Here is a 22,420-nt window from a genome sequence, read left to right on the forward strand (position 1 = left end):
CGCCGCTCTTCGTGATCTCGCGCACGTCCGGCTGGGCCGCGCACATCATCGAGCAACGCGTCGACAACAAGATCATTCGACCCAGCGCAAATTACACCGGACCGGAGAATTTGAAGTTCGTGGCGCTAAATAGGAGAAAATAGCGTCCGCTGTGCGCTCTCGGGGCGCGTGCAGTACCCCGGCGGTTGTGAAATTGCAATCGTGCACTGTTTAAACTCTGAAATTAGATAGAAAGGTTCTCTCCCATGAAAAAACTGCTGATCGCTACCGTTATTGGCGCTCTGTCTTCGACACTGCTGGTGACGGCGCCCAGCGCGTTCGCACAATCGACCACCACGGCCAAGCCGAAGGCGCCGCAGCCCAAGCGCCTGATCAAGCGCAAGCCGAATCCGGCCAAGGAAGCCAAGGTCGATCCGGTTCCGGAGGGTGCGGAAAAGTGGTCGTGCAAGGAAGGTCTGTCGTTCGAACTGAAGGGCGACATGAAGCGCGACCAGATCGTCACTGTCCACTGGGGCAACAAGAACTACAACCTGCCGCGTGAAAACACGACGACGGGCGCAGATCGCTTCCACGACGCCGCAAGCGGCATGGACCTCGTCGTGATCCCGACCAAGGCGATGCTGTTCTCGGACAAGGACAGCTCGCGTCTGGCCGACGAATGCGTGACGGCCGCCATGTCCCAAGGCGCGCCGGCGCCGACGCAGTCGAACGCCATCAACAAGGCCCAGTAACACGGGCCTGACAGGGAAACCTCGATGTCCGCACCGATCTCCAACGTCCGGCCCGATCCGGATACAGTACTGGTCGATATCGTCGACTATGTGCTGGATTACAAGCTCGAGAGCGATCTTGCGCTGGAGACGGCGCGCAATTGCCTGATCGACACGCTCGGCTGCGGACTCGAAGCCCTGTCCTACCCTGCCTGCACCAAGCTGATGGGACCGATCGTGCCCGGCACGATCGTCCCGAACGGCGCCAGGGTGCCGGGCACGCCGTTCCAGCTGGACCCTGTGCAAGCCGCGTTCAACATCGGCGCCATGATCCGCTGGCTCGACTTCAACGACACCTGGCTTGCGGCCGAATGGGGCCATCCGTCCGATAACCTCGGCGGCATTCTCGCGACGGCCGACTGGCTCTCGCGCACCGCTGTCGCCAACGGCAAAAAGCCGCTCGCGATGAAAGACGTCCTGATCGCCATGATCAAGGCGCACGAAATTCAAGGCTGCATCGCGCTCGAAAACTCGTTCAACAAGGTCGGCCTCGATCATGTGCTGCTCGTGAAGCTTGCTTCCACAGCCGTGGTTGGCCAGTTGCTCGGACTGTCGCGCGATGAGCTGATCAACGCAGTCTCGCAGGCGCTGGTCGATGGACACGCGCTGCGCACTTACCGCCATGCGCCGAACACGGGCTCGCGCAAGTCCTGGGCAGCAGGCGACGCCACGTCGCGCGCGGTGCGTCTCGCGCTGATCGCGAAGACGGGCGAAATGGGCTATCCGTCCGTGCTGACCGCGAAAACGTGGGGCTTCTACGACGTGCTGTTCAGAGGACAGCCGTTCCGGTTCCAGCGTCCGTACGGCACGTACGTGATGGAGAACGTGCTCTTCAAGATTTCGTTCCCCGCGGAATTCCATGCGCAAACGGCTGCTGAAGCGGCGATGTCGCTGCATCAGCAGTTGGGCGCGAGCGGCAGGCGTATCGAAGACATCGCGAAGATCACGATCCGCACGCACGAAGCGGCCATCCGCATCATCGATAAAAAAGGCCCGCTGAACAATCCGGCCGACCGCGATCACTGTATCCAGTACATGATCGCCGTGCCGCTGATTTTCGGGCGCCTGACGGCTGCCGATTACGAAGACGCCGTCGCGCGCGACCCGCGCATCGACGCGCTGCGCGACAAGATGGAATGCGTGGAAGATCCGCAGTTCACGAAGGATTATCACGACCCGGACAAGCGCTCGATCGCAAATGGGCTGACAATCGCGTTCACCGACGGATCGACGTTCGACGAGGTAGTCGTTGAGTACCCGCTCGGTCACAAGCGTCGCCGCGCCGAAGGCATCCCGCTGCTGGTCGAGAAGTTCAGGACGAATCTCGCGCGGCGCTTTGCGGCGAAGCAACAACAAGCGATCCTCGATGTGTCGCTGGATCAGGCAAAGTTAGAAGCGATGCCTGTCAATGAATACGTCGATCTGTACGTCATGTGAGTTCAGAAACGTAGCAACGTCATTTCCTCGAAAACCCCAGGAAAATTACCATGGCCCACAATCTCCACAAAACACTCAAGGAATTCGACAGCGGTTCCGGCAAAGGCAAGTTCTATTCGCTGCCGCAGCTTGGTAAGGCGCTGAACGTCAAGATCGACCGGCTGCCCGTGTCGATCCGCCTCGTGCTGGAATCGGTGCTGCGTAACTACGACGGCAAGAAGATCTCGGAAGAACACATCGAGCAGCTCGCGAACTGGAAGCCGACGGCTTCGCGCGTCGACGAAATTCCGTTCGTCGTTGCACGTGTCGTGCTGCAGGACTTCACGGGCGTGCCGCTGCTGGCCGACATCGCAGCCATGCGCGGCGTCGCGCAGCGCGCGGGCAAGAACCCGAAGTCGATCGAGCCGCTGGTCCCCGTCGATCTCGTCGTCGATCACTCGGTGCAGATCGACCACTTCCGCGAAAAGGACGCGCTCGACCTGAACATGAAGCTGGAGTTCAAGCGCAATAACGAGCGCTACCAGTTCATGAAGTGGGGCATGCAGGCGTTCGACACGTTCAAGGTCGTGCCGCCGGGCGTCGGCATCGTTCACCAGGTGAACCTGGAATACCTCGCACGTGGCGTGCACAAGAAGGCTGAAAACGGCGACACCGTCTATTACCCGGACACGCTGGTCGGCACGGACAGCCACACGACGATGATCAACGGCATCGGCGTGGTCGGCTGGGGCGTGGGCGGCATCGAAGCGGAAGCGGGCATGCTCGGCCAGCCGGTGTACTTCCTGACGCCGGACGTGGTCGGCGTGCACCTGAAGGGCAAGCTGCGCGAAGGCGTGACGGCGACCGACCTGGTGCTGACCATCACCGAACTGCTGCGTAAAGAAAAGGTGGTCGGCAAGTTCGTCGAATTCTTCGGCGAAGGCACGCGCTCGCTGTCGCTGCCGGACCGCGCGACGATCGGCAACATGGCGCCGGAATACGGCGCGACGATGGGCTTCTTCCCGGTCGACGAAAAGACGATCGACTACTTCAAGGGCACGGGCCGCACGGACGCCGAAATCTCCGCCTTCGAAAACTACTTCAAGGCGCAGGATCTGTTCGGCATCCCCGACGCCGGCGATATCGACTACACGAAGGTCGTCACGCTGGACCTGGGCACGGTTGCGCCGTCGCTGGCCGGCCCGAAGCGTCCGCAAGACCGCATCGAGATCACCCACGTCAAGTCGACCTTCACGGACCTGTTCTCGAAGCCGGTCGGCGAAAACGGCTTTGCGAAGAAGGCCGCCGACCTCGACACGCAATACACGACGAGCAACGGCGTCAACGTGAAGAACGGCGACATCCTGATCGCCGCGATCACGTCGTGCACGAACACGTCGAACCCGAGCGTGCTGCTCGCGGCGGGCCTGCTGGCAAAGAAGGCGGTCGAAGCCGGCCTGGAAGTGGCGCCGCACATCAAGACGTCGCTGGCGCCGGGATCGCGTATCGTCACCGAGTACCTGACGAAGACGGGCCTGCTGCCGTACCTCGACAAGCTCGGCTTCACGCTGGCTGCTTATGGCTGCACGACCTGTATCGGCAATGCGGGCGACCTGACGCCGGAACTGAACGAAGCGATCACGAAGAACGACATCGTCGCGGCGGCCGTGCTGTCGGGCAACCGTAACTTCGAAGCGCGTATTCATCCGAACATCCGCGCGAACTTCCTGGCTTCGCCGCCGCTGGTCGTCGCTTACGCGATCGCGGGCAACATCACGCGCGACCTGATGACGGAACCCGTCGGCAAGGGCAAGGGCGGCCGCGACATCTACCTCGGCGACATCTGGCCGACGAGCGAGGAAGTCAACGCGCTGCTCAAGTTCGCGCTGGACGCCGACGCGTTCCGCACGAACTACGCGCAGCTCACCAAGAAGGGCGACCTGTGGAGCAAGATCGAAGGCGAAGAAGGCCAGGTCTACGACTGGCCGAAGTCGACCTACATCGCGGAGCCGCCGTTCTTCGGCAGCAACTTCTCGATGGAGCCGGCTTCGAGCATCGCCGCCGTGAAGGGTGCGCGCGCACTGGGCATCTTCGGTGACTCGGTCACGACCGACCACATCTCGCCGGCAGGCTCGATCAAGGAAGATTCGCCCGCAGGCAAGTGGCTGAAGGAAAACGGCGTGCAGAAGGCCGACTTCAACAGCTACGGCTCGCGCCGCGGCAACCACGACGTGATGATGCGCGGCACGTTCGCGAACGTCCGCATCAAGAACCTGATGATCCCGGCGAAGGCCGATGGCACGCGCGTCGAAGGCGGCCTGACGATTCACCAGCCGAGCGGCGAACAGCTGTCCATCTACGACGCAGCGATGAAGTACATCGACGCCGGCACGCAGACGGTCATCTTCGCGGGCGAAGAGTACGGCACGGGCTCGTCGCGTGACTGGGCGGCGAAGGGCACGCAACTGCTGGGCGTCAAGGCTGTGGTCGCGCGCAGCTTCGAGCGTATCCACCGTTCGAACCTGGTCGGCATGGGCGTTCTGCCGCTGCAGTTCAAGGGCACGGACAGTGTGCAGTCGCTGAACATCACGGGCGAAGAAACGTACGACATCGAAGGTCTCGGCGACGACTTCAAGCCGCAACAGGAAGTCACGCTGGTGATTCATCGCAAGGATGGGTCGGAGCAGCGCGTGCAGGTTCTGCTGCGTATCGATACGCCGATCGAAGTCGATTATTACAAGCACGGCGGTATTCTGCCGTTCGTGCTGCGCTCGCTGCTCGCGGCGTAAGTTATCGCTTTGCAGGTGCTGCGTTCTCGTTGAGGACGCAGTGACTTTTAGAAGCCCGGTTTATCCGGGCTTTTTTTTGTTCGTCGCTTTGGTTCGTCGCAGTAGCCGTGCGTTTCTGGCGACGAGCATCCGAAAAACCACTGGACCACGTCGTCTCTCCAACGCCGCAAGAACCGCTAGGCGAACTGGTACAGCTTCACGGGATTGTCGACGAATATCCGTTGCTGCCAGTCCGCACGCCCAATCCAACCCGCGATGATGTCCAACAGGTTCGCATCGTCCGGCTTTCGAGCCTTTGCCGTCGGATGAGGCCAGTCGGTACCCCATAGCATCCGCTCCGGCGCCATATCGATCAGCGCTTTCGCAACGGGTGCAACGTCTTCATAGGCAGGCGCACCCGTCTTGCTATCGACGTACGGCCCCGACAACGTGATCCACGTATTGCCCCTTTCGACGAGACGTTGCGCGGCACGCAAGGCATCCGACGAGAGCCCGCCCGGTTGCGGAACGTGCGCGATATGGTCGATGACTAGCGGACAAGGCAGCGCCGCCAGATGAGGTTCGAGCTGCGGCAGCCGCGCGCCCTGCACGACAAGCTCGATATGCCAGCCGAGATTGGAGATACGTGCGGCAAGTGGCGCGAGCATGTCCAGCGTCGTCGCGCCCGGATAACTCAGGTTGAAGCGAATCGCGCGAATGCCGCCCCGATGCAGTGTCTGCAATTCGTCATCGCTTACTGAAGTATCGATGACGGCGACGCCCCGTGCCTGATCGCCGAATTGCCTGAGTGCTTCCAGCGTGCAGCGGTTATCCGTTCCGTACGTCGACGGCGTGACGACCACGTTCCGCTTCACGCCGAGCCGCGACTGCAGGAGCCGATACTGGCCGACCGTGGCATTCGGTGGGCGAAGCGTCGTGCCCGGCGCAACCGGGAACCGGTCGTCGTAGATATGCATGTGACAGTCGATGGCGCCTGCCGGCAGCCTGAACACCGGCTGCTGCGTGCCGCTCGACCATGTTTCTTCTGCACCTGCCAGGCTGGGCAGCGCTGCCGACGCAAGCGCCGCGCCAGCAACCTGGAGAAATTCGCGCCTCGTTCTGGACCTCATGCTCAGATGGTCCCCGTCTTCCCGGCAAGACGGCTTGCCGAACCGTTGCGCGTCAGGAGCAACAGCGTCGCGACGCTCACGAGTGTAAGAATGGCGAGCGGCATCAATGCCAGCGCGTAGCTACCCGTCGCGTCCTTCACCCATCCATAGACGTTCACCATCAGGCCGCCGCCGAGCAGGTTCGCGATCGCGTTGACAGTCGCAAGGCCTGCTGCCACGGCGCTGTTCGACAGCATGTCCGTGGCCAGTGCCCAGAACGGGCCCTTGAAGGAATACGCGCCGACGAGCACCCCGCACAGCATGCAGATCGTCGGCAGGAGCGAGCCGCTTAGCGACGTCGCGAACAGGCCCGCACCGATCAGCAGCATCGGCACGACGGTGTGCCAGCGGCGCTCGCCCAGCCGGTCGGAGCGGCGCCCCCAGTAGACCATCAGGACGGAAGCCACCGCGTACGGAACCGAGTTCAGCAAGCCCGTCTGCATGACGGAAAGCCCAAACGACTTGAGCAGTTGCGGCTGCCATACCGACAGCGTGCTGCCCGCCGCCGACGCGCAGGTATCGACGAGCGCGAGACACAACACATAGCGATTGCGGAACAGTTGCGCGAGCGGCAGCGACGGCACCTTCTTCGGCGCCTTGTGTTCGCTGACGAGCGCGTTGACGAGCCACGTACGCTCGTCGTCGTCGAGCCATCTCGCGTTCTCAGGCTTGTTGGTCAGCATGAACAGACAGGCGATGCCGAGCAGCACGGTCGGAATGCCTTCGAGAATGAACAGCCAGTGCCACCCGCGCAGTCCCCCGAATCCGTCCATCTGCAGGAGCAGCGCCGAAATCGGCGAGCCGATGAAACTCGCGGCCGGAATCGCGACCATGAAGGTCGCCACGATGCGCGCGCGGTACGACGCCGGAATCCAGTACGACAGATACAGCAGCACGCCGGGAAAGAAGCCCGCTTCGGCGGCGCCAAGCAGAAAGCGCAGGATGTAGAACGTCGTCGCGTTATGCACGAGCGCGGTCGCCGCTGACACGATGCCCCACGTGATCATGATGCGCGCGATCCAGATGCGCGCACCGTACTTTTGCAGCGCGAGATTGCTCGGCACTTCACAAAAGAAGTACGAAATGAAGAACAGACTGCTGCCGAATCCGAAGACCTTCGCCGACATGCCAAGGTCATGATTCATCTGCAGAGACGCCATGCCCACGTTGCCCCGGTCGATAAAGGCAAGCAGGTAGCACACCATCAGAAAGGGAATGAGTCGCCAGACGACCTTTCGTATCGTCCGGCGCTCGATCGCGGACCTGTCCATGAAACCGGTTTGCATCGTCGTCTCCGTTTATTGTGCGCCTATGCGCTGATTCGTGAATCGCTGCCACGCAATGACGGCGATGACGCCGCTGGCAAGCACCGCTGCCATTGCTGCAAAGGTATGTCGGACACCAAGCGCTTCGGACGCGGTCCCGACGAGCAGATAGCCGAACGGCATCGTGCCGTTGTAGGCCATCCCATACATGCCGACGAGCCCGCCGCGCACGTGTTCGGGACACTGCCGCTGGATGGTCGCGTTCGTCGACGTGGCCGCAAAAGTGAGGCTGAAGCCGAGCGCGTAGAAAGCCGGGATCGTTGCTGCCGCTTCCGACGTCGCGGCGAGCGACGCAAGCGCGCCGACAGCTGTCCACGGCGCCCACGCGATGAATCGTCGCGAGGCCGTCGGACCAATCGCCGAGGAAAGCAGGATCGCCGCGCTCAACGAACCCGCACCGGCGCAAGCGAAGAACACGCCCGTAAAGCGCGCCGCGTCATGAAACCCCTGATCAGCGAGCAGCGGCACGAGCGTCTGATAGCTGCCGGCGAACAAACCGATGCACGCGAGGATCGGCAGATAGCGCGCGGAGAACATATCGGACATCACATAGCCCACCGCGTCGCGCAGGCTGCTCTCCGCCCGCGCGGGCCGCGCGGCAGAGGCCGTTCTGATCGAACGCACGCACGTCGCCATGAAGCAGAGCGCGAACGCGTAGATCACAAACGATGTTCTGGGTCCGAGCGTCGGATAGACAAAGCCTGCAATCGTCGGCCCCACCATGCGGCCGACGTTGTAGACCATCGTGTTCATCGCGACGGCATTCGACGTATGAGCGGGATCTTCCAGGCTCGTGAGCAGCAGAACCTGGCGCGCGGGTGTTTCGATCGCACTCGACACGCCGATGGCGAGCGCATGCGCGAGGATCAGTTTCACACCGAGCACACCGAGCAGCGACAGCGTGAAGAGACTGGCCGTGAGTATCAGCGAGGTCGTGAGCACGCACAAGGTCGCGCGCTTCGCATTGGCCGAACTGATCCGCGAGCCTGCAACCGGTGCGACGATCAGTTGCGGTCCGTACAGCAGGAAGTTAAGCAGCGCGAGAATCGCCGCCGACCCCGACAGGTGATACACGAGCAGGTTCAGCGTGACGTTCTGCGTCCAGCTTCCCAGCACGGACGCGACCTGTCCGCTCAGATACCGACGCAACGATGCTTCCGCAAGGGCCGGAAACAGCCTGCTGACGAAGCCCGTTTGTGCAGTCATCGTCACGACAGCGCCTTGCCGCGCGTTTCCGGCGCGAAAAACACCACCACGGCAGCGGCGATGAATGCGACGATCGTCGTCGCGAGGCCCAGCACGAAACCGCCCGAGGTCGACGCGAGTGCGCCGATGATCAACGGTGCGATAAAGCCGCCGAGCCGGCCACCGTTATATGCGAGGCCCATCAGAAATCCGCGCGATGCCGTATCGCCGATGATCTCCGCGAGAAACGGGCCTGCGCCGGCGAAGATACCGTTCACGCTGAAGCCAGTCAGGAAAATCGCGACCATCAGCAGCAGCGCATCCGATGACAGGATGTACACGCCGACCGCGGCCGCCCCGACGAGCAGATAGGCAAGGAACATTGGCCGCCGGCCGAGCCGGTCGACGAATGCCGAGAACAGCAGGAACCCGCTGATCGCACCGAATTGCAGCGCGAGCACAAACTTCAGGCTATGTACGAAGTCGAGATGCTTCACCGTGACAAGGAACGTTGGCGTCCACGTAAAGACGCCCCAGTACAGATACTGCAGGAAAAAGATGAAGCCAAACGCCGTCACCAGTCCCCGCACATTGAGCTTGTCACCGCTTGCTGCGGCCACGCGCTGAACTGACGACCTCGCCTGCCTGCGCTCCAACCAGATCGGCGATTCAGGCGTTTTTCTCGCGACCCAGAACAGAATGAAAAACGGTGACGCACCGATCAGAAACAGTAGACGCCAGCTGTTTCCGCCGAGTCCGTCGTTCACGCCGCTGACGATTCCCGAGATCGTGATGGCGAGAATCGCGCCGATGGGCAAACCCATCTGCATCAGTGCCCCGCCCTTGCCGCGCCGGCTCGCGTGCCATGTCTCGGCAATGAGCGCTGCACCCGCCGTCCACGTGCCGCCCATGCCCAAAGCGCCGAAAAACCGCAATGTAGCGAACCAGTGTTCGTTCGGCGCAAACGCGATCAGGCCGGAGAACAGCGAATAGATGCCGACGCACAGCAACGCGGTACGCACGCGCCCCAAGCGGTCCGACACATAACCGAACAGAATGCCGCCGATGATCTGTCCGGCCGCCGTGATGCTCGTAAAAAGGCCGAGCTGCGCCTTGCTCAAGCCGAACTGAAGGGCCAACGTCGGCAGAAGAAGCGAAAGCAGGAACGAGTCATAGCTCTCGAACGTCCAGCCGAGTCCCGCGAGTGACAACGAGCGCCACTCGGTACCCGTGATGTTCTTTAATCCCTTGGCTTGCGATCCCTCCGGGAATTCGGTGGCCGCAACCGTTGCGCTCGTCTTCATGTGTTGTCTCCTGCAATCGCCAGGCGATAGGTCGTCGCCGCAGTCCGGCTGAAGAGCGCGGTCTTGTCATCGGCGGACATCGCGGACGCGAGCCGTTTGAAGGCGTTCCACAGCACGCCGTAACTGAACATCCCTTTGTCGACGGGAAAATTGCTTTCGAACATGCAGCGGTCCACACCGAACAGTTCGACGCAAACATCGAAATACGGGCGCCACGCGGCGGCCAGTTGCTCGGATGAAGGCGGCAGCGCGCGCGTGGCGAAGTCGAAGCCGAACACGTTCATCCCTGCGCCGCCGAGCTTGATGCGGGTGTTGGGCAGGCTCGCAAGCCGTGCAAGTTTTTGCTTCCATTCGGCAAGCACAGCCGCGCGCTGTCCGGCGTGCGGACCCACGCCGAGCGGACCGCCAAAATGGTCGATGACGACAGTCACGTCTTGTGCAGCACGCGCGAGTTCATACAGATCGTCGAGTTGCGTGTGGTAGACCCACGCATCGAGCGACAGACCGAAGCGGCCGAGTGCCCTGACACCCTGCCGGAACGCCGGATTCGTCATCTGGTCACGCGGCGGCGTCACCGGGCTCGAACTCACCTCGGGACTCGCATGCCACGCGAGCGGATTGCGTATGCCTCGCAGACGTCCGCCCGATACCTGCAGCATCGCTTCAAGCACGCCATCGAGTTCTGCGCCCAGCGTCAGATCCGCGCCACCGACGATCGCCTCGCAGCACCGCGCCTGCCCATACGCGCCGCTTGCGAACATCGCAGCGACGCCCGTGGCGAACTCGACCTCGCCAAGCGGCTTCATGGCTTCCGGACCGTCCTGTCGCAACATCGAGCGGCATTGCACGTAGACCGTCGAGACGACCCGATGCCCACTCGCCAGATCCCTGCCGAACTCATCCGCGAGATACCGTCCGGTCTGACGGTCCCACAGATGATGATGCGCATCGACGATGGCAAGCGCCGGTTCGAGCACCGGCTCGTCGCGCAGCACGAGCCACTCGGGTCGGACAGGCAAATGAGGCGCGTGCACGATCTGCATGGCTTCTCCTCAGAATTTCTGGCGCATGCCGATGACCACGCCCGTCTGGTTGTGTCCGGCCGCGACCGTTCCATAACCGTTCACGCCGAGCGCGGAGCCGTCCTTGTTGCGCGCGAAGCCCGCCGTCGCGTAGACATCGGTGCGCTTGGACAGCAGGTAGTCGGCGCAAAGCACAGCGAGCCATGGATCGGCACCCGTCGAGTGCACGTCCTGGTAGTAGCCGGTAGCCGTCAGGACAAACGCCGGCGTGACGAAGTACTGCGCGCCCGCCCAGTAGAGATTCGCAGCGCTCGCTTCGGAGCCGTTCGCAACGACGATCGGGTTCGCAGGCAGGAACGCATTCGACGCACGCAGATAGCGGTAGCCCGCGAAGCCCTTCACCCGTCCAATCTGATACGAAGCGGCTGCTGTCGCGCGACGCTCAGTCCCCGTGTTGCTTGCGAGCGTGTTGCTGTTGCGCTGCTCATAGGAGACGCTTGCCGCGAGCGGACCTTGCGCGAACGTCAGCGCGCCGCTGAAAAAGCGCCCGGTGATTTCGGCGCCCGGCACTTCGGCGCCGTAACCTGTGTCGTAGCGCGTGCTGTACATCGCCTGTGCCGTCAACGGGCCGAATACACCCGTGTATTTTGCTGAGTTGTCGATTCGCGCGGCCATCGCGTAGTCGAGCGACAACACCGAGTAGCGCGACGATGCACCCATCGGATCGAACGCCACCGCCTGTTCGTAGAGCAGTGCGTTCTGCCGGCCGAAGGTCAACTGCTGGCCTTTATACGAAAGGCCGACCCATGCCTGACGGCCGAACAGCCGCGCCGTCGTCGTCGCGTTCGCGCCCAGACCTTTGGTCGATTGCGCGGTCGTGCCGTCATTGATGTTGAAGCCATTCTCCAACTGGAAGATTGCCTTCATGCCGCCGCCAAGGTCTTCGGCGCCCTTCAGTCCCCAGCGCGAGCCGGACAGGTTGCCCGACACTTCGCGCGTCTGTGCGCCGCCAGCACTTGTATTGTTGATGTGCTCGATGCCAACGTCTGCGATGCCGTACAGCGTGACGCTGCTTTGCGCATGCGCGGTGCCGCAGGTCAGGCTCACCCCTGCGGCTGCGAGTGCGCCGAGCATCAGGCGGGCGTTCGTGTTGACGTTGTGGCTGGCTTTATTGAACAGCATGGAGTCTCCTGAAAGTGTTTATGGATTGGTTTTGAGAGCGTGGATCACACCTTGTTTGCCAAAGGCGCCTCGCCTGCGTCGGCGCCTGGATCACCGAGCCAGGCGATGGTCAAGGCACCGAGCAGCAGCACACCTGAGACGGCGAGCAACGGCACGGTGAAGCCGCCTGAGACCTGCTTGAGCGCGCCGATCATCGACGGACCGACGAAGCCGCCGAGATTGCCCACCGAGACGATCAGCGCGAGGCCGCCGGCAGCGGCTCGGCCCGTAAGGAAGCCCGACGGAATAGCCCAGTACGTCGCCTGAAACGCGAGGATGCCGCTCACCGTGAAGCAGAGTGCAATCAGCTTGAGCACGGGCGTGTCGACGAACGTACTTGCGCACAGCGCGACGGCCGCCACGACCAGCGCGCCGGCCACATACGGAATGCGGTTCGCCGCGCGATTGGCGACGCGCGCCCACCACACCATCCCGACCGCGCCGATCGCATACGGAATCGCCGTGAGCCAGCCGACGACCGCGTGCTCGACGCCGAACTGCTTGATGATTTGCGGCATCCACAGACCGACGCCAAGCGAGCCGACGATGCCGCAGAAATTGACGAACGCAAGCACGAACACGCGCCAGTTGGTCATCGCATCGCGCAGCGTGCTGCCGTGACGCGCGCCGATGTCGCCCTGTTCGAGCGCGAGACGCTTCGCAAGCGACGACTTCTCTGCGTCGCTCAGCCACTTCGCCTTTTCGGGACGGTCGGCCAGCACGAACAGACAGGCAATGCCAAGGACCACAGCCGGCACGCCCTCGATCAGCAGCAACCACTGCCAGCTACGCAGCCCGTGCAGACCGCCCAGTTCGAGCAAGGCACCCGAGACGGGGGAACCGATCATGTTCGCCACGGGAATGCCGACGAGAAACGCAGCCGTCACCTTCGCGCGCCACTTGCCCGGAAACCAGTGCGTGAAGTACAGATAGATGCCGGGCGTGAAGCCCGCTTCGGCGAGACCGAGCAGGAACCGTGCGGCGGCGAAACTCTTCGGGCCGACGACGAACGCCGTCGCCATCGAAAAGAGACCCCACGTGATCATGATGCGCGCGATCCACACGCGCGCCCCAACCTTCTGCATGATCAGGTTGCTTGGAATCTCGAAGAGAAAATAGCCGACGAAGAACAGCCCCGCACCGAAGCCGAACTGCTCGGCTGTCAGACCGAGATCCTTGTTCATCGTCAGCGCGGCGAACCCGACGTTCGTCCGATCGAGGTAGCTGATGACGTAGCAGATGAAAATGAACGGCAGAATTCGCCGGAACGCCTTGGCGAGCGTGCGCTCGCTGGCTGCGTAGTCTTCGTGCGCAATGCCCTGGACGGGTGCTGCGTCAGCGCGCCGCGCGGCGCCCTCGGCGCTCAAGGTGTGCGAAATCGTCATGCTTGCCTCCTCCAACGCGCTGCTGTCGGCGCGATGTATCGATAGTTGGCGGGCGCAGCGCCCGCCGCGCCTCAGACGGCCTGCTTCGCCCTGTTGGGCAATGGACCGGCAATCGTCATTTCGGCTTTAAGAACCGTCCCAGAAACAGATTCGGTCATGAAGAGCGTCTTCATCTCTGGGCCGCCGAAGCAGAGGTTCGTGAGCGAAGCGCCTGCGGGGCTCGTCAGTATCTCGACGGGTTCGGCACGATGGTTCAGCACCCACGCGCGACCGAGCCCCGGGTTCGCGACGAAGAGCCGACCTTCGGTATCGATGGTCAGACCGTCCGGACCGCTCGGACCGTAGGAGGTGAAGAACTGCCCGACCTTGCTGACGGAACCATCGGCCTGAAGCGGCACGCGCCACACGCAGTTCCCGCGCGTCATGCCGACGAACAGGACCTTCTCGTCGGGCGACAGCACGAGTCCGTTGGGGCTCGGGCAATTGCCGAGCAGCATGTCGAGCTTGCCGTCCACCGACAGCCGGTACACGCGGCCGGTCGGATCGTGCAGACCGGTTTGGCCCTGATCGGTGAAATACAGGTTGCCGTTCGAATCGAACGTGAGATCGTTCACGCCTCTGAAGCGCTCGGAATTGCGCCGCTCGAGAAGCGGGCGCACTTCGCCACTAGCGATGTCGAGCAGCATCAGACCATTTCGATAGTCGGTGATGAGCAGACGCGCTTCGTCGTAACGCTTCATGCCGTTCGGCTCGCCGTCGTATTGCACGACGAGTTCCCACTCGCCCGAAGGCGAAATCCTGAAAACGCGGCCGTGCGGGATGTCGGTCACGAACAGATAGCCTTCCGGGTCCCACACCGGGCCTTCGAGGAAGGAATCCGTAGCAAGGCCGCCGCGATTCGCGCGTGCCCAATCGGTCTGCACATCGGGTTTGCGGAATTTGTCCGGCATACGCGTGAAGACTTCGGCTGTGCGTACTTCGGGCGAGATGAGATAGAACATGGTGGACCTTCTCGTGCGAACGTCAGGCTGCGTTGCGGGCGCGTTCGTCGATGACGGCAAGAACATTGGCGGCAGCGCCCTTGCCCATGTTCACGTATGCGGCATCGCTCACGCCGCCGATGTGCGGCGACAGGATCGCGTTTGCGATCTGCTGGAACGGATGCGGATTCGTCATCGGTTCGACGTCGAAGCTGTCGAGACCTGCCGAGCGCAACTGGCCGCTTGCGAGTGCGTCGGCGAGCGCGGCTTCGTCGATCAGACCGCCACGCGCCGTGTTGACGAGAATCGCACCGCGCTTGAAACGCGCGAACGTGTCGCGGTTGAGCATCTGCCGGTTCTCGGCCGTCAGTGGACAATGCAACGAGATGACGTCCGATGCGGCGTACAGGTCGTCGAGTGCGACGAGCTTTACGCCAGCTGGCACTTCTTTCGCGTACGGATCAAACGCAAGCACGTTCATGCCGAACGCAGCGCCGATCGCCGCCACGCGTCGGCCGATCGCGCCCAATCCGACCAGGCCGAGCGTGCTTCCATCCAGTTCAACGGACTTGTGCGTGGATTTATCCCAGTGACCCGCGCGCATGCGCGCATCCAGTTGCGGCACCGATTTTGCACACGCGAGAATCAACGCCCAGGCGTGCTCGGCCACGGCCGCGGCGTTGGCGCCGACGGCTGCGCGCACCGCGATACCGCGCGCGGCCGCGGCTGCCTGATCGATCACGTCGATGCCGCTGCCGTGCTTCGAAATAACCTGCAGGTTTTCGGCGGCATCCATGATGCGGGCGTTGACCTTGCCGTATCGAACGATGATCGCGACCGGCTTGTGCGCGGCGCACAGCGCGACGATGTCGTCTTCCGTAGGCTGTTTGCCCGCGAACACGACGTCGAACTGGGTGAGCATGTCGAGCGCTTGCGGCGCGAGATCCGCGGCTGTCACGAGGACGACGGGTTTATGCGAAGCCGTTTGCATCACAGTGCCTCGCCTTCCGCCAGCATGCCGACCGCGCGCAGTTCCTTCTCGATCCATCCCGGCCGCACGTCACCCTTGTGAATCGCCGCAATACGCGCCGTCTCCATGTCGAGCTTTTTCTGCGCGAGTTCGATGATGCGCGCGACATCGTTGCGCGGAATGACGACCACGCCGTCCGTGTCGCCGACGATCAGATCGCCGGGGTTGATGGCCGTGTCGCCGGCCGAAATCGGCGCGTTCACGAGGCCCGCGACGCTTTTGGTTGGGCCGCAGGGATTGAGACCCGCCGCGAAGATCGGATAGTCGCCGTTGGCAAGCTCGTGCGCGTCGCGCACGGCGCCGTCGATGATGATCCCGGCGATGCCGCTTGCCTTCGCCTGGGTCGCCATGATCTCGCCGATCAGCGCGCAGGAAAGATCGCCCTTCCCGTCGACGACGATCACGTCGCCCGGCTTCGCGATCGAAAGCGCGGCGTGGATGGCGAGGTTGTCGCCGGGACGGACTTCGACCGTAACGGCGGGACCTGCGACTTTCATTTTCGGAGACAGCGGCTTGACCCGGCCATGTAGCGTGCCGCGACGGCCCGCAACGTCGGCGAGGATGGCAGCCTGATATCGGGCGGCTGCCTCAACCAGTTCCGGCGACACGCGTTCAACGTTGCGATTGATGGCGGAAGTACCTGCGGACGCAGTGCTCATGGATTTCACCTCAGTTCGAGAGTTTTACTGTGTACAACCATAGTGTACGATGTGAAATCACTATAGCCATCGGGAACACGTGCGGCCACTAGCGTTTACCCTTTTACGGTGTAAACCATCGTTTTACTGTGTACAATGATACCGAACGAACGACGGGAGGCGGGAATGGGAAATGAGGGAGTTGTGGCAGTCGAAAAAGCGCTATCGCTGCTGGATTGCTTCAAGCCGGGGGCCGAGTCGCAGTCGCTCGCGATGCTGTCGCAAGCGTCCGGTATGCACAAGACGACGGTTTATCGACTGATGAACTCGCTGGAGCGAATGGGTTATGTCGTGCGCGCGCAATCCGGCAACTATTCGCTCGGGCATCGCGTGCTTTACCTGGGCAAGCTGTACGAGCAGTCGTTCCATCTATCCACAGTCGTGGAACCGGCGCTGCATGCGCTGGCGGCGCTGACGAAAGAAAGCGCATCGTACTACGTTCACGACAAAGGTCAGCGGCTTTGCCTGTTCCGCGTCGAGCCGTCCGAAGGTCTGCGCGAAACGCGGCTCGCGGGAACGACACTGCCGCTCGACGACACGGCTATCAGCCAGGTGATCCGTTTCTGGGGCCTTGGCGAGCCGATATACGACAAACCGCCTGCGCTGCCGGTCTTCACGGCGGGCGCACGCGACGTGCACACGGCCGCATTCGCCGTTCCGGTTTTTGGCGCGGGCGACAAGTTCATGGCGGCACTCACGCTTTCGGGCCCTGCCTCCCGGCTGAGCGCCGCACACGCGTCGGGCGAACTGGACCGACCGCAACTGGACGCGGCCGCTGATCTATCGCGGAAGCTGGGGGCGAGTGCTGGATTCTGCGAGAACGTCTACCGCGCGCGATCGGCGCTTCCGTAAGGCCAGTGTTCGGTTCAACGTGTCATTCGTGGTTGGCTTCAGATGCGCTGGCGGAATGTCGCGCTGGCGCCGAGCCGACGCGACAGGTCGCATCGGGCTGGCTCCGCTATGCGCACAATGACAAATCAACTGCGGCATACGGATACCCAGTTTCCATCACTACCCTTCATCGCCGATAAACCACCGCCCGCTCCATCACCCGCCGCACATACTTCTGCGTTTCCGCATACGGCGGAACCGTACCGCCGAACTTACGCACCGCCCCTTCCCCCGCGTTATACGCTGCGAGCGCGAGCGGCACATCACCGAACGTCGCAAGCAGCGTATCGAGCAAGCGCGTACCTGCGACTACATTCTGGTAAGGATCGAACAAATCGCCCGCGCCTTGCTGCGCGCCTGTTTGCGGCATCAACTGCATCAACCCTCTTGCGCCCTTCGACGACACCGCAAATGGATCACCTCCCGACTCGACATCGATGACAGCCATCAGCAGCGCTCTATCGACACCACTATGCTTCGCAACATCATCAACCAGCGCCGTCCACGCGAGAACTTTCGAACGCGCGTGCCGAGCCTCCAATGGCACACCGAACTCGACGATCACCGGCTGATCCGAAACGGCAGCGACACCCGCATCCGCATCGACGCCCTTCAACCCGCCGATCATCATCTCCGCACGCCCGGCACCGTGCGCATCGCTGGCAATGCACACCACTGCCACGAGACAGATGAGGCCGCGCATCAATGCCCCGCCGTCGCATGCACTTCGTTCGCCGCATCCATGCGAAACGGCGACTGCATCCGCACAAGCGCCTCGGATTCCAGCGCGACGGGCCAACGCTGGCTCTGCCAACCATCGACAAGCGTCGTCCTGCACAAACGATCAGCCCGCTTAGGCGAGCCATACGCATCGACATTCGCCTGCGCAGGCTCACGCGAAAACACACCGTTCGCCGCAATATCGCCGATCACATTCGTCGCGTAGTACAGCACCTTGTTCGCAACGGGCACGATCAGATCAAAGCAATAGTGCACGCGCAGCTTCAGCACATTAGCGTCCTGCACATTCACATCCGATTCCGCACCGTGTTCGATGTCGCGATACATCAGCATGTCGTTGGGAATTTCATCATGCGCGGCGCCTTCAGCGGGATAAAGACGCGGACGCGCGAAGTCGCGCATCATTGCCGGCGTCGGACTGACGATCTCAATCGATGCCGCCTCGCCCACGGCACGCCGCGCGGCAAGCAGCGCCGACTGCACGCCCGCTGCATCGGCACTCCGCGCGTACAAGGGCGCAAGTCCACGCGCAAGTCCCGCTTGCATCGCATCCATCGATCCGTGATTAACGGACCCTTCGCGCGCGGCTTCGAGCACGGCGACATCGAGGGTCGATTTCGCCTGATACAGCAGCACGAACTGCACGGTCACGAAGCCGAAGAACAGCAACAGCGGCACGACGACGAGAAACTCCGTCATCCCTTGCCCCGTCATCCGGCGTTTGCTCATACGCCGTCGCTTCACGTCGAAGCCCTCCATTCAAGCTTGTCGCCAACTTCGATACGCAACGCCTGCGCCGCATCCGCGCACAACTCCAGCGCCGCTCGCGCACGCCAACAAAACAGCACACGCCCACGGCCAACATTTCTATGAATCGACAGCACGCCTCCACGCCTGTCGATAAACAGCACGTCGATCGGAAAGCGCATACCGAACGTATGCACGGCATTGCACGGTTCGAGCCACAGCGCGCGATCATCATCGAGCCGCGAGCGCCCGAGCAATCCGCGCATCCGCTCGATCGACCTGTCGGCGACTTCGACGACGATACGAGTCGGCTCACCGCGATGAACCAGCCGCGCATGACTCACAGCAAGCCCTCCTGCATGAACTTCATCGCAATCGGAAAACCAAGCACGATGAACGTCACAGGAAAGATGAACATCAGCAACGGAAACACCAGTTTGACGGGCGCTTCCATCGCCTGCTTCTCCGCGCGCTGGAAGCGTTCCGCGCGTCGCTGCTCCGACTGGAAGCGCAACGTCTTCGCGAGCCCCGAACCCATCCGTTCCGCTTGCGCAATCGTGCGGATCAGGTTCGACACTTCACCGATCCGCTGACGTTCGTCGAGACGCCGTAGCGCATCGGTGCGATTCAAGCCTGATTTCAGGTCGCGCAGCACGTGTTCGAACTCGCGCCGCAGTGGCCCATCGGGGCCCTTCTCGACCGCCTTCTGAAGCGCGCCGTTGATATTGAGCCCCGCTTCGACAGCAAGCGTCAGAAAGTCCAGATACACGGGCAACTGGCGCAGCACCATCGCGACGTGACGCCGCCGCACGTCACGCATCCAGATACGCGGATAGACATAGCCGACGCACATCACCAGCACCAGCACCGTCCCCGAAAACAGACCGCTCGCGCCCATCACCGCCAAGGCAGTCAGCACCGCGCTCACTGACGACACCATCGACAACGCAAGAAACTGCCGCGCGTTCATCAGAAAGTTGAGCGACGTGAGACGCAATTGCGCATCGGTACGTTCGATCAGCCGCGCGCCGAACCGGCGAGCGCCGTAGTGCGCAGCAAAGTTGACGGCCGGCCACACGAAGCGCAGCAGCGCTGGCAACGGATCGAGCCACGTGCGGTCTTCCTTCGGCACATCGCGTATCAATCTGCGCACCGCGTGCAGCGCGAGCACGCACAGCGCCATCGATCCCGCACCAATCGCAAACGACAGAACCAGTCGCATGGCAGACCTACACGTCGATACGCACGATGCGCGCAATCGACTGATAGCCGAGAAACTCCATCACCGCGATCACGGCGAGCGTGCCCCAGCCGATCGGCGTCGTGAAGAGCGGTGCCATCGCGACAGGCTCCATCGCGCGCAGCACCATCATCAAGAAGAGCGGCAGACACGTCATCACGATGCCCTGCATGCGTCCCTGCGAAGTCAGCGCGCGAATCTTGCCCTCCATCTGCAGCTTGTCGCGCAACGTGCGCGCGACGGATTCGAGCGCTTCCGCGAGATTGCCGCCCACCTCGCGCGAAATGGTCACGGCTGCCGTCACCATCATGAAGTCGGGTACAGGTATGCGTTTTTCGATGTTGCGCATCGCGATGTCGAGATCGATGCCAAGCCGGATTTCGCGCAGCAGCAGATCGAACTCCTGTGAGATCGGCGGCGCCGATTCCTGCACGCCGCTTTCGAGGGCGATCGGCAGGCTTGCACCCGCGCGCAATGCGCCCGCGATCATCAGCAGCATGTCGGGCAACTGGCGCTCCAGCATCCGGATGCGGCGCATGCGCATCCATGCAAGCACCTTGCGCGGCACGAACCATACGAGCGGCAACGACGCGAGCGAGACCAGAACGCTGCCGCTCAACGCGAACGCGAGCACGGGCAACACGACCAGCGCGCTCAACGTCGCAGCGGCCGCCTTCTGACGGTTCACGAACACGAAGACATCGGCAAGCGACTGCTCGACTTCGCTTGCCAGATGGCGCGTGCCGTTCGCCAGCGCGAGCCGGACCGCGCGCGTCGCCAGCCAGAGCGATATCGACGCGCCGCAAAACACCGATACAAGAATAAGCATCATCGCGGAAACCTCACTCGTTGCGCGTGAAAATCGACGTATCGACGGGAATGCGGCGGCGTATCAGATCCTGATAGAAGTCGGGGATATACGATGTCGGCACGAATTGCCCGCGAATCTTGCCGTTGTCGTCGAGCCCCGCTTCCCTGAACACGAACACGTCCTGCAACTGGATCACGCCCGACTCGATGCCGCTCACTTCCGTAATGTGCGTCACGCGCCGCGAGCCGCACGAAAAGCGCGTCTGCTGCACGATGATGTCGACAGCGGCGCACACCTGCTCGCGAATCGCCTGCACGGGCAGATCGAGTCCCGCCATCAGCGTCATCACTTCAAGACGCGCGATGCAGTCGCGCGGTGAGTTCGCATGCGCCGTGGTCAGCGATCCGTCGTGGCCCGTGTTCATCGCCTGCAGCATGTCGAGCGCTTCGCCACCGCGGCACTCGCCGACCACGATCCGGTCGGGGCGCATGCGCAAGCAGTTACGCACCAGTTCGCGTATCGTCACGGCACCTTTGCCCTCCAGATTCGCGGGCCGCGTTTCGAGCGCGACGAGATTCGGCTGCGACAGTTGCAGTTCGGCGGCATCTTCGACGGTCACGATGCGCTCCGCGTCGGGGATGTAGTCCGACAGCACGTTGAGCAGCGTGGTCTTGCCCGAACCCGTGCCGCCCGATATGACGATGTTCGCACGATGCTCGACAGCCGTGCGCAAGAACGCGAGCATCGCGTGCGACAGCGAGCCGAACGTCTGCAGATCGTCGCCGCGCAGCTTGTGCTGTGGAAACTTGCGGACCGTCATGCTCGGTCCTTTCAGCGCGAGCGGCGGAATCACCGCATTCACGCGCGAGCCGTCTTTCAGGCGCGCATCGACCATCGGCGAGCTTTCGTCGATGCGTCGCCCGATCGGCGCGACGATCCGCTCGATCGCGCCGAGCACCGCGCGCTCGTCGGTGAAGATCACAGACGAGCGCACCAGCCGCCCTTGCTGCTCGACGAAAATCTCATCGTGCCGGTTGACCATGATTTCGGAGACGGTCGGATCGGCGATCAGCGCTTCGAGCGGCCCGAGTCCGATGATTTCGTCGAACACGCTTTTCTTGAGCACCGGCAATGGGATGCCCGGGCGATTGAAGCCCGCGTCACGCGCGAGGATATCGTCGAGCGCGTCGCTCACCGTCGTGCGCAGTTCGTCGTCGGCCATCCGCGCGACATTCAGGCGGCGCAAGTCGAGCGCGGCAATCACCTTCATGTGCAGCAGCTTGCGAAGCTCGATGCCTTCAGCGCTGTTGATCGGCGCGATAAGCGGTGGTGCGGCTGCGTGCATGGCTTCTTCCAGCACGGCTGGACGTGGCATAGTCTTCTCGACGTCTGGCCGCGCCGCATTCGCAGCCTCCGCGGGTACGACCTGCATCGCGTCGACCTTCAACACGGTCATGCCGATTTCGATCTGATCGCCTTCCGCAAGCGGCCCATACCGCACGACGGGTGAGCCGTTCACCGTGGTCGCGACAATCCCGCCCTGGTCTTCGACATACCACGCATGGAAGTCCTTCACGATACGCGCATGCGTGCGGCCAACCAGCATCCCTTTGATGACGATATCGCAGGTCGCGTCACGGCCGATCGTGCACACGCGATCGACGTGGAAGGTGCGCGCGGGCGCATTGCGCGATTGCACTTGCAGTTTCAGCATGGT

The 22,420-nt window shown here is 62.6% G+C and carries 21 protein-coding genes; 5 read left to right on the forward strand and 16 right to left on the reverse strand.

Annotation, left to right across the window (positions count from 1 at the left end):
* The 4 genes from KFO72_RS19475 to acnA all read left to right on the forward strand — a co-directional run.
* Positions 1-143: citrate/2-methylcitrate synthase (locus KFO72_RS19475; protein ID WP_318248510.1), on the forward strand; the 143-nt coding region annotated here is incomplete at its 5' end.
* A gap of 102 nt (positions 144-245) precedes the next feature.
* Complete coding sequence (locus KFO72_RS19480) at positions 246-731, forward strand: hypothetical protein (RefSeq protein ID WP_054933442.1); 486 nt, start codon at positions 246-248, stop codon at positions 729-731.
* 24 nt (positions 732-755) lie between these two features.
* Positions 756-2,207 (forward strand): bifunctional 2-methylcitrate dehydratase/aconitate hydratase, encoded by a 1,452-nt coding sequence (locus KFO72_RS19485; RefSeq protein ID WP_062917193.1) that lies wholly within the window; start codon positions 756-758, stop codon positions 2,205-2,207.
* Positions 2,208-2,257: 50 nt separating this feature from the next.
* Positions 2,258-4,975 (forward strand): aconitate hydratase AcnA, encoded by a 2,718-nt coding sequence (gene acnA / locus KFO72_RS19490; protein ID WP_054933440.1) that lies wholly within the window; start codon positions 2,258-2,260, stop codon positions 4,973-4,975.
* A gap of 176 nt (positions 4,976-5,151) precedes the next feature.
* Here the strand turns inward: acnA and KFO72_RS19495 are convergent, their stop codons facing one another.
* The 10 genes from KFO72_RS19495 to KFO72_RS19540 form a co-directional block, all read right to left on the reverse strand.
* A complete protein-coding gene (locus KFO72_RS19495) occupies positions 5,152-6,084 on the reverse strand; it encodes an amidohydrolase family protein (RefSeq protein WP_107203457.1) in 933 nt (310 codons plus the stop codon).
* 2 nt (positions 6,085-6,086) lie between these two features.
* Positions 6,087-7,409 (reverse strand): MFS transporter, encoded by a 1,323-nt coding sequence (locus tag KFO72_RS19500; RefSeq protein ID WP_225032786.1) that lies wholly within the window; start codon positions 7,407-7,409, stop codon positions 6,087-6,089.
* 12 nt (positions 7,410-7,421) lie between these two features.
* Positions 7,422-8,654 (reverse strand): MFS transporter, encoded by a 1,233-nt coding sequence (locus KFO72_RS19505; RefSeq protein ID WP_176055356.1) that lies wholly within the window; start codon positions 8,652-8,654, stop codon positions 7,422-7,424.
* A gap of 2 nt (positions 8,655-8,656) precedes the next feature.
* Entirely contained in the window at positions 8,657-9,937 is a 1,281-nt protein-coding gene (locus KFO72_RS19510) for an MFS transporter (RefSeq protein WP_225032787.1), read from the reverse strand.
* Entirely contained in the window at positions 9,934-10,980 is a 1,047-nt protein-coding gene (locus tag KFO72_RS19515; RefSeq protein WP_225032788.1) for an amidohydrolase family protein, read from the reverse strand. Before KFO72_RS19515 ends, KFO72_RS19510 begins: the two co-directional genes overlap by 4 nt.
* A 9-nt stretch (positions 10,981-10,989) precedes the next feature.
* Positions 10,990-12,141: a porin gene (locus KFO72_RS19520; protein WP_062917198.1), complete on the reverse strand. Its 1,152-nt coding sequence runs from the start codon at positions 12,139-12,141 to the stop codon at positions 10,990-10,992.
* Positions 12,142-12,185: 44 nt separating this feature from the next.
* The gene (locus KFO72_RS19525) at positions 12,186-13,565 is read right to left on the reverse strand and encodes an MFS transporter (protein WP_107203461.1); all 1,380 of its coding nucleotides are present in this window, start codon (positions 13,563-13,565) and stop codon (positions 12,186-12,188) included.
* Positions 13,566-13,636: 71 nt separating this feature from the next.
* Positions 13,637-14,566: an SMP-30/gluconolactonase/LRE family protein gene (locus KFO72_RS19530; protein WP_225032789.1), complete on the reverse strand. Its 930-nt coding sequence runs from the start codon at positions 14,564-14,566 to the stop codon at positions 13,637-13,639.
* Between the two features lie 22 nt (positions 14,567-14,588).
* Positions 14,589-15,536 carry an NAD(P)-dependent oxidoreductase gene (locus KFO72_RS19535; protein ID WP_062917200.1) on the reverse strand — a complete coding sequence of 316 codons (948 nt, stop codon included), beginning with the start codon at positions 15,534-15,536 and terminating at the stop codon, positions 14,589-14,591.
* Positions 15,536-16,234, reverse strand: coding sequence for an RraA family protein (locus KFO72_RS19540; protein ID WP_054933431.1), 699 nt, complete (start codon positions 16,232-16,234; stop codon positions 15,536-15,538). Before KFO72_RS19540 ends, KFO72_RS19535 begins: the two co-directional genes overlap by 1 nt.
* Before the next feature lie 165 nt (positions 16,235-16,399).
* On the opposite strand from KFO72_RS19540, the gene KFO72_RS19545 reads away from it, so the two are divergent.
* Positions 16,400-17,125, forward strand: a complete 726-nt coding sequence (locus tag KFO72_RS19545; protein WP_054933445.1) for an IclR family transcriptional regulator — start codon at positions 16,400-16,402, stop codon at positions 17,123-17,125.
* Positions 17,126-17,291: 166 nt separating this feature from the next.
* Here KFO72_RS19545 and KFO72_RS19550 read toward each other — a convergent pair whose 3' ends face one another.
* The 6 genes from KFO72_RS19550 to KFO72_RS19575 are packed head-to-tail and all read right to left on the reverse strand — an operon-like array spanning position 17,292 to position 22,417.
* Positions 17,292-17,867: a lytic transglycosylase domain-containing protein gene (locus tag KFO72_RS19550; RefSeq protein ID WP_225032790.1), complete on the reverse strand. Its 576-nt coding sequence runs from the start codon at positions 17,865-17,867 to the stop codon at positions 17,292-17,294.
* Positions 17,867-18,664 carry a TadE family protein gene (locus tag KFO72_RS19555; protein WP_176055350.1) on the reverse strand — a complete coding sequence of 266 codons (798 nt, stop codon included), beginning with the start codon at positions 18,662-18,664 and terminating at the stop codon, positions 17,867-17,869. Before KFO72_RS19555 ends, KFO72_RS19550 begins: the two co-directional genes overlap by 1 nt.
* Positions 18,646-18,996: a DUF192 domain-containing protein gene (locus KFO72_RS19560; protein ID WP_060604945.1), complete on the reverse strand. Its 351-nt coding sequence runs from the start codon at positions 18,994-18,996 to the stop codon at positions 18,646-18,648. Before KFO72_RS19560 ends, KFO72_RS19555 begins: the two co-directional genes overlap by 19 nt.
* The gene (locus tag KFO72_RS19565) at positions 18,993-19,874 is read right to left on the reverse strand and encodes a type II secretion system F family protein (RefSeq protein WP_225032791.1); all 882 of its coding nucleotides are present in this window, start codon (positions 19,872-19,874) and stop codon (positions 18,993-18,995) included. Before KFO72_RS19565 ends, KFO72_RS19560 begins: the two co-directional genes overlap by 4 nt.
* 7 nt (positions 19,875-19,881) lie before the next feature.
* Positions 19,882-20,724, reverse strand: a complete 843-nt coding sequence (locus KFO72_RS19570; protein WP_225032792.1) for a type II secretion system F family protein — start codon at positions 20,722-20,724, stop codon at positions 19,882-19,884.
* 10 nt (positions 20,725-20,734) lie between these two features.
* Positions 20,735-22,417 (reverse strand): ATPase, T2SS/T4P/T4SS family, encoded by a 1,683-nt coding sequence (locus tag KFO72_RS19575; protein WP_062917206.1) that lies wholly within the window; start codon positions 22,415-22,417, stop codon positions 20,735-20,737.
* Between the last annotated feature and the right edge of the window lie 3 nt (positions 22,418-22,420).

It is taken from the genome of Paraburkholderia sp. XV (genome assembly GCF_020177535.1).
GTDB classification, from domain to species: domain Bacteria; phylum Pseudomonadota; class Gammaproteobacteria; order Burkholderiales; family Burkholderiaceae; genus Paraburkholderia; species Paraburkholderia caribensis.

Coding starts and splice junctions, on each gene's coding strand:
- KFO72_RS19480 (WP_054933442.1), top strand. CDS start 246: ATGAAAAAACTGCTGATCGCTACCGTTATTGGCGCTCTGTCTTCGACA.
- KFO72_RS19485 (WP_062917193.1), top strand. CDS start 756: ATGTCCGCACCGATCTCCAACGTCCGGCCCGATCCGGATACAGTACTG.
- acnA (WP_054933440.1), top strand. CDS start 2,258: ATGGCCCACAATCTCCACAAAACACTCAAGGAATTCGACAGCGGTTCC.
- KFO72_RS19495 (WP_107203457.1), bottom strand. CDS start 6,084: ATGAGGTCCAGAACGAGGCGCGAATTTCTCCAGGTTGCTGGCGCGGCG.
- KFO72_RS19500 (WP_225032786.1), bottom strand. CDS start 7,409: ATGCAAACCGGTTTCATGGACAGGTCCGCGATCGAGCGCCGGACGATA.
- KFO72_RS19505 (WP_176055356.1), bottom strand. CDS start 8,654: ATGACTGCACAAACGGGCTTCGTCAGCAGGCTGTTTCCGGCCCTTGCG.
- KFO72_RS19510 (WP_225032787.1), bottom strand. CDS start 9,937: ATGAAGACGAGCGCAACGGTTGCGGCCACCGAATTCCCGGAGGGATCG.
- KFO72_RS19515 (WP_225032788.1), bottom strand. CDS start 10,980: ATGCAGATCGTGCACGCGCCTCATTTGCCTGTCCGACCCGAGTGGCTC.
- KFO72_RS19520 (WP_062917198.1), bottom strand. CDS start 12,141: ATGCTGTTCAATAAAGCCAGCCACAACGTCAACACGAACGCCCGCCTG.
- KFO72_RS19525 (WP_107203461.1), bottom strand. CDS start 13,565: ATGACGATTTCGCACACCTTGAGCGCCGAGGGCGCCGCGCGGCGCGCT.
- KFO72_RS19530 (WP_225032789.1), bottom strand. CDS start 14,566: ATGTTCTATCTCATCTCGCCCGAAGTACGCACAGCCGAAGTCTTCACG.
- KFO72_RS19535 (WP_062917200.1), bottom strand. CDS start 15,536: ATGCAAACGGCTTCGCATAAACCCGTCGTCCTCGTGACAGCCGCGGAT.
- KFO72_RS19540 (WP_054933431.1), bottom strand. CDS start 16,234: ATGAGCACTGCGTCCGCAGGTACTTCCGCCATCAATCGCAACGTTGAA.
- KFO72_RS19545 (WP_054933445.1), top strand. CDS start 16,400: ATGGGAAATGAGGGAGTTGTGGCAGTCGAAAAAGCGCTATCGCTGCTG.
- KFO72_RS19550 (WP_225032790.1), bottom strand. CDS start 17,867: ATGCGCGGCCTCATCTGTCTCGTGGCAGTGGTGTGCATTGCCAGCGAT.
- KFO72_RS19555 (WP_176055350.1), bottom strand. CDS start 18,664: ATGGAGGGCTTCGACGTGAAGCGACGGCGTATGAGCAAACGCCGGATG.
- KFO72_RS19565 (WP_225032791.1), bottom strand. CDS start 19,874: ATGCGACTGGTTCTGTCGTTTGCGATTGGTGCGGGATCGATGGCGCTG.
- KFO72_RS19570 (WP_225032792.1), bottom strand. CDS start 20,724: ATGATGCTTATTCTTGTATCGGTGTTTTGCGGCGCGTCGATATCGCTC.
- KFO72_RS19575 (WP_062917206.1), bottom strand. CDS start 22,417: ATGCTGAAACTGCAAGTGCAATCGCGCAATGCGCCCGCGCGCACCTTC.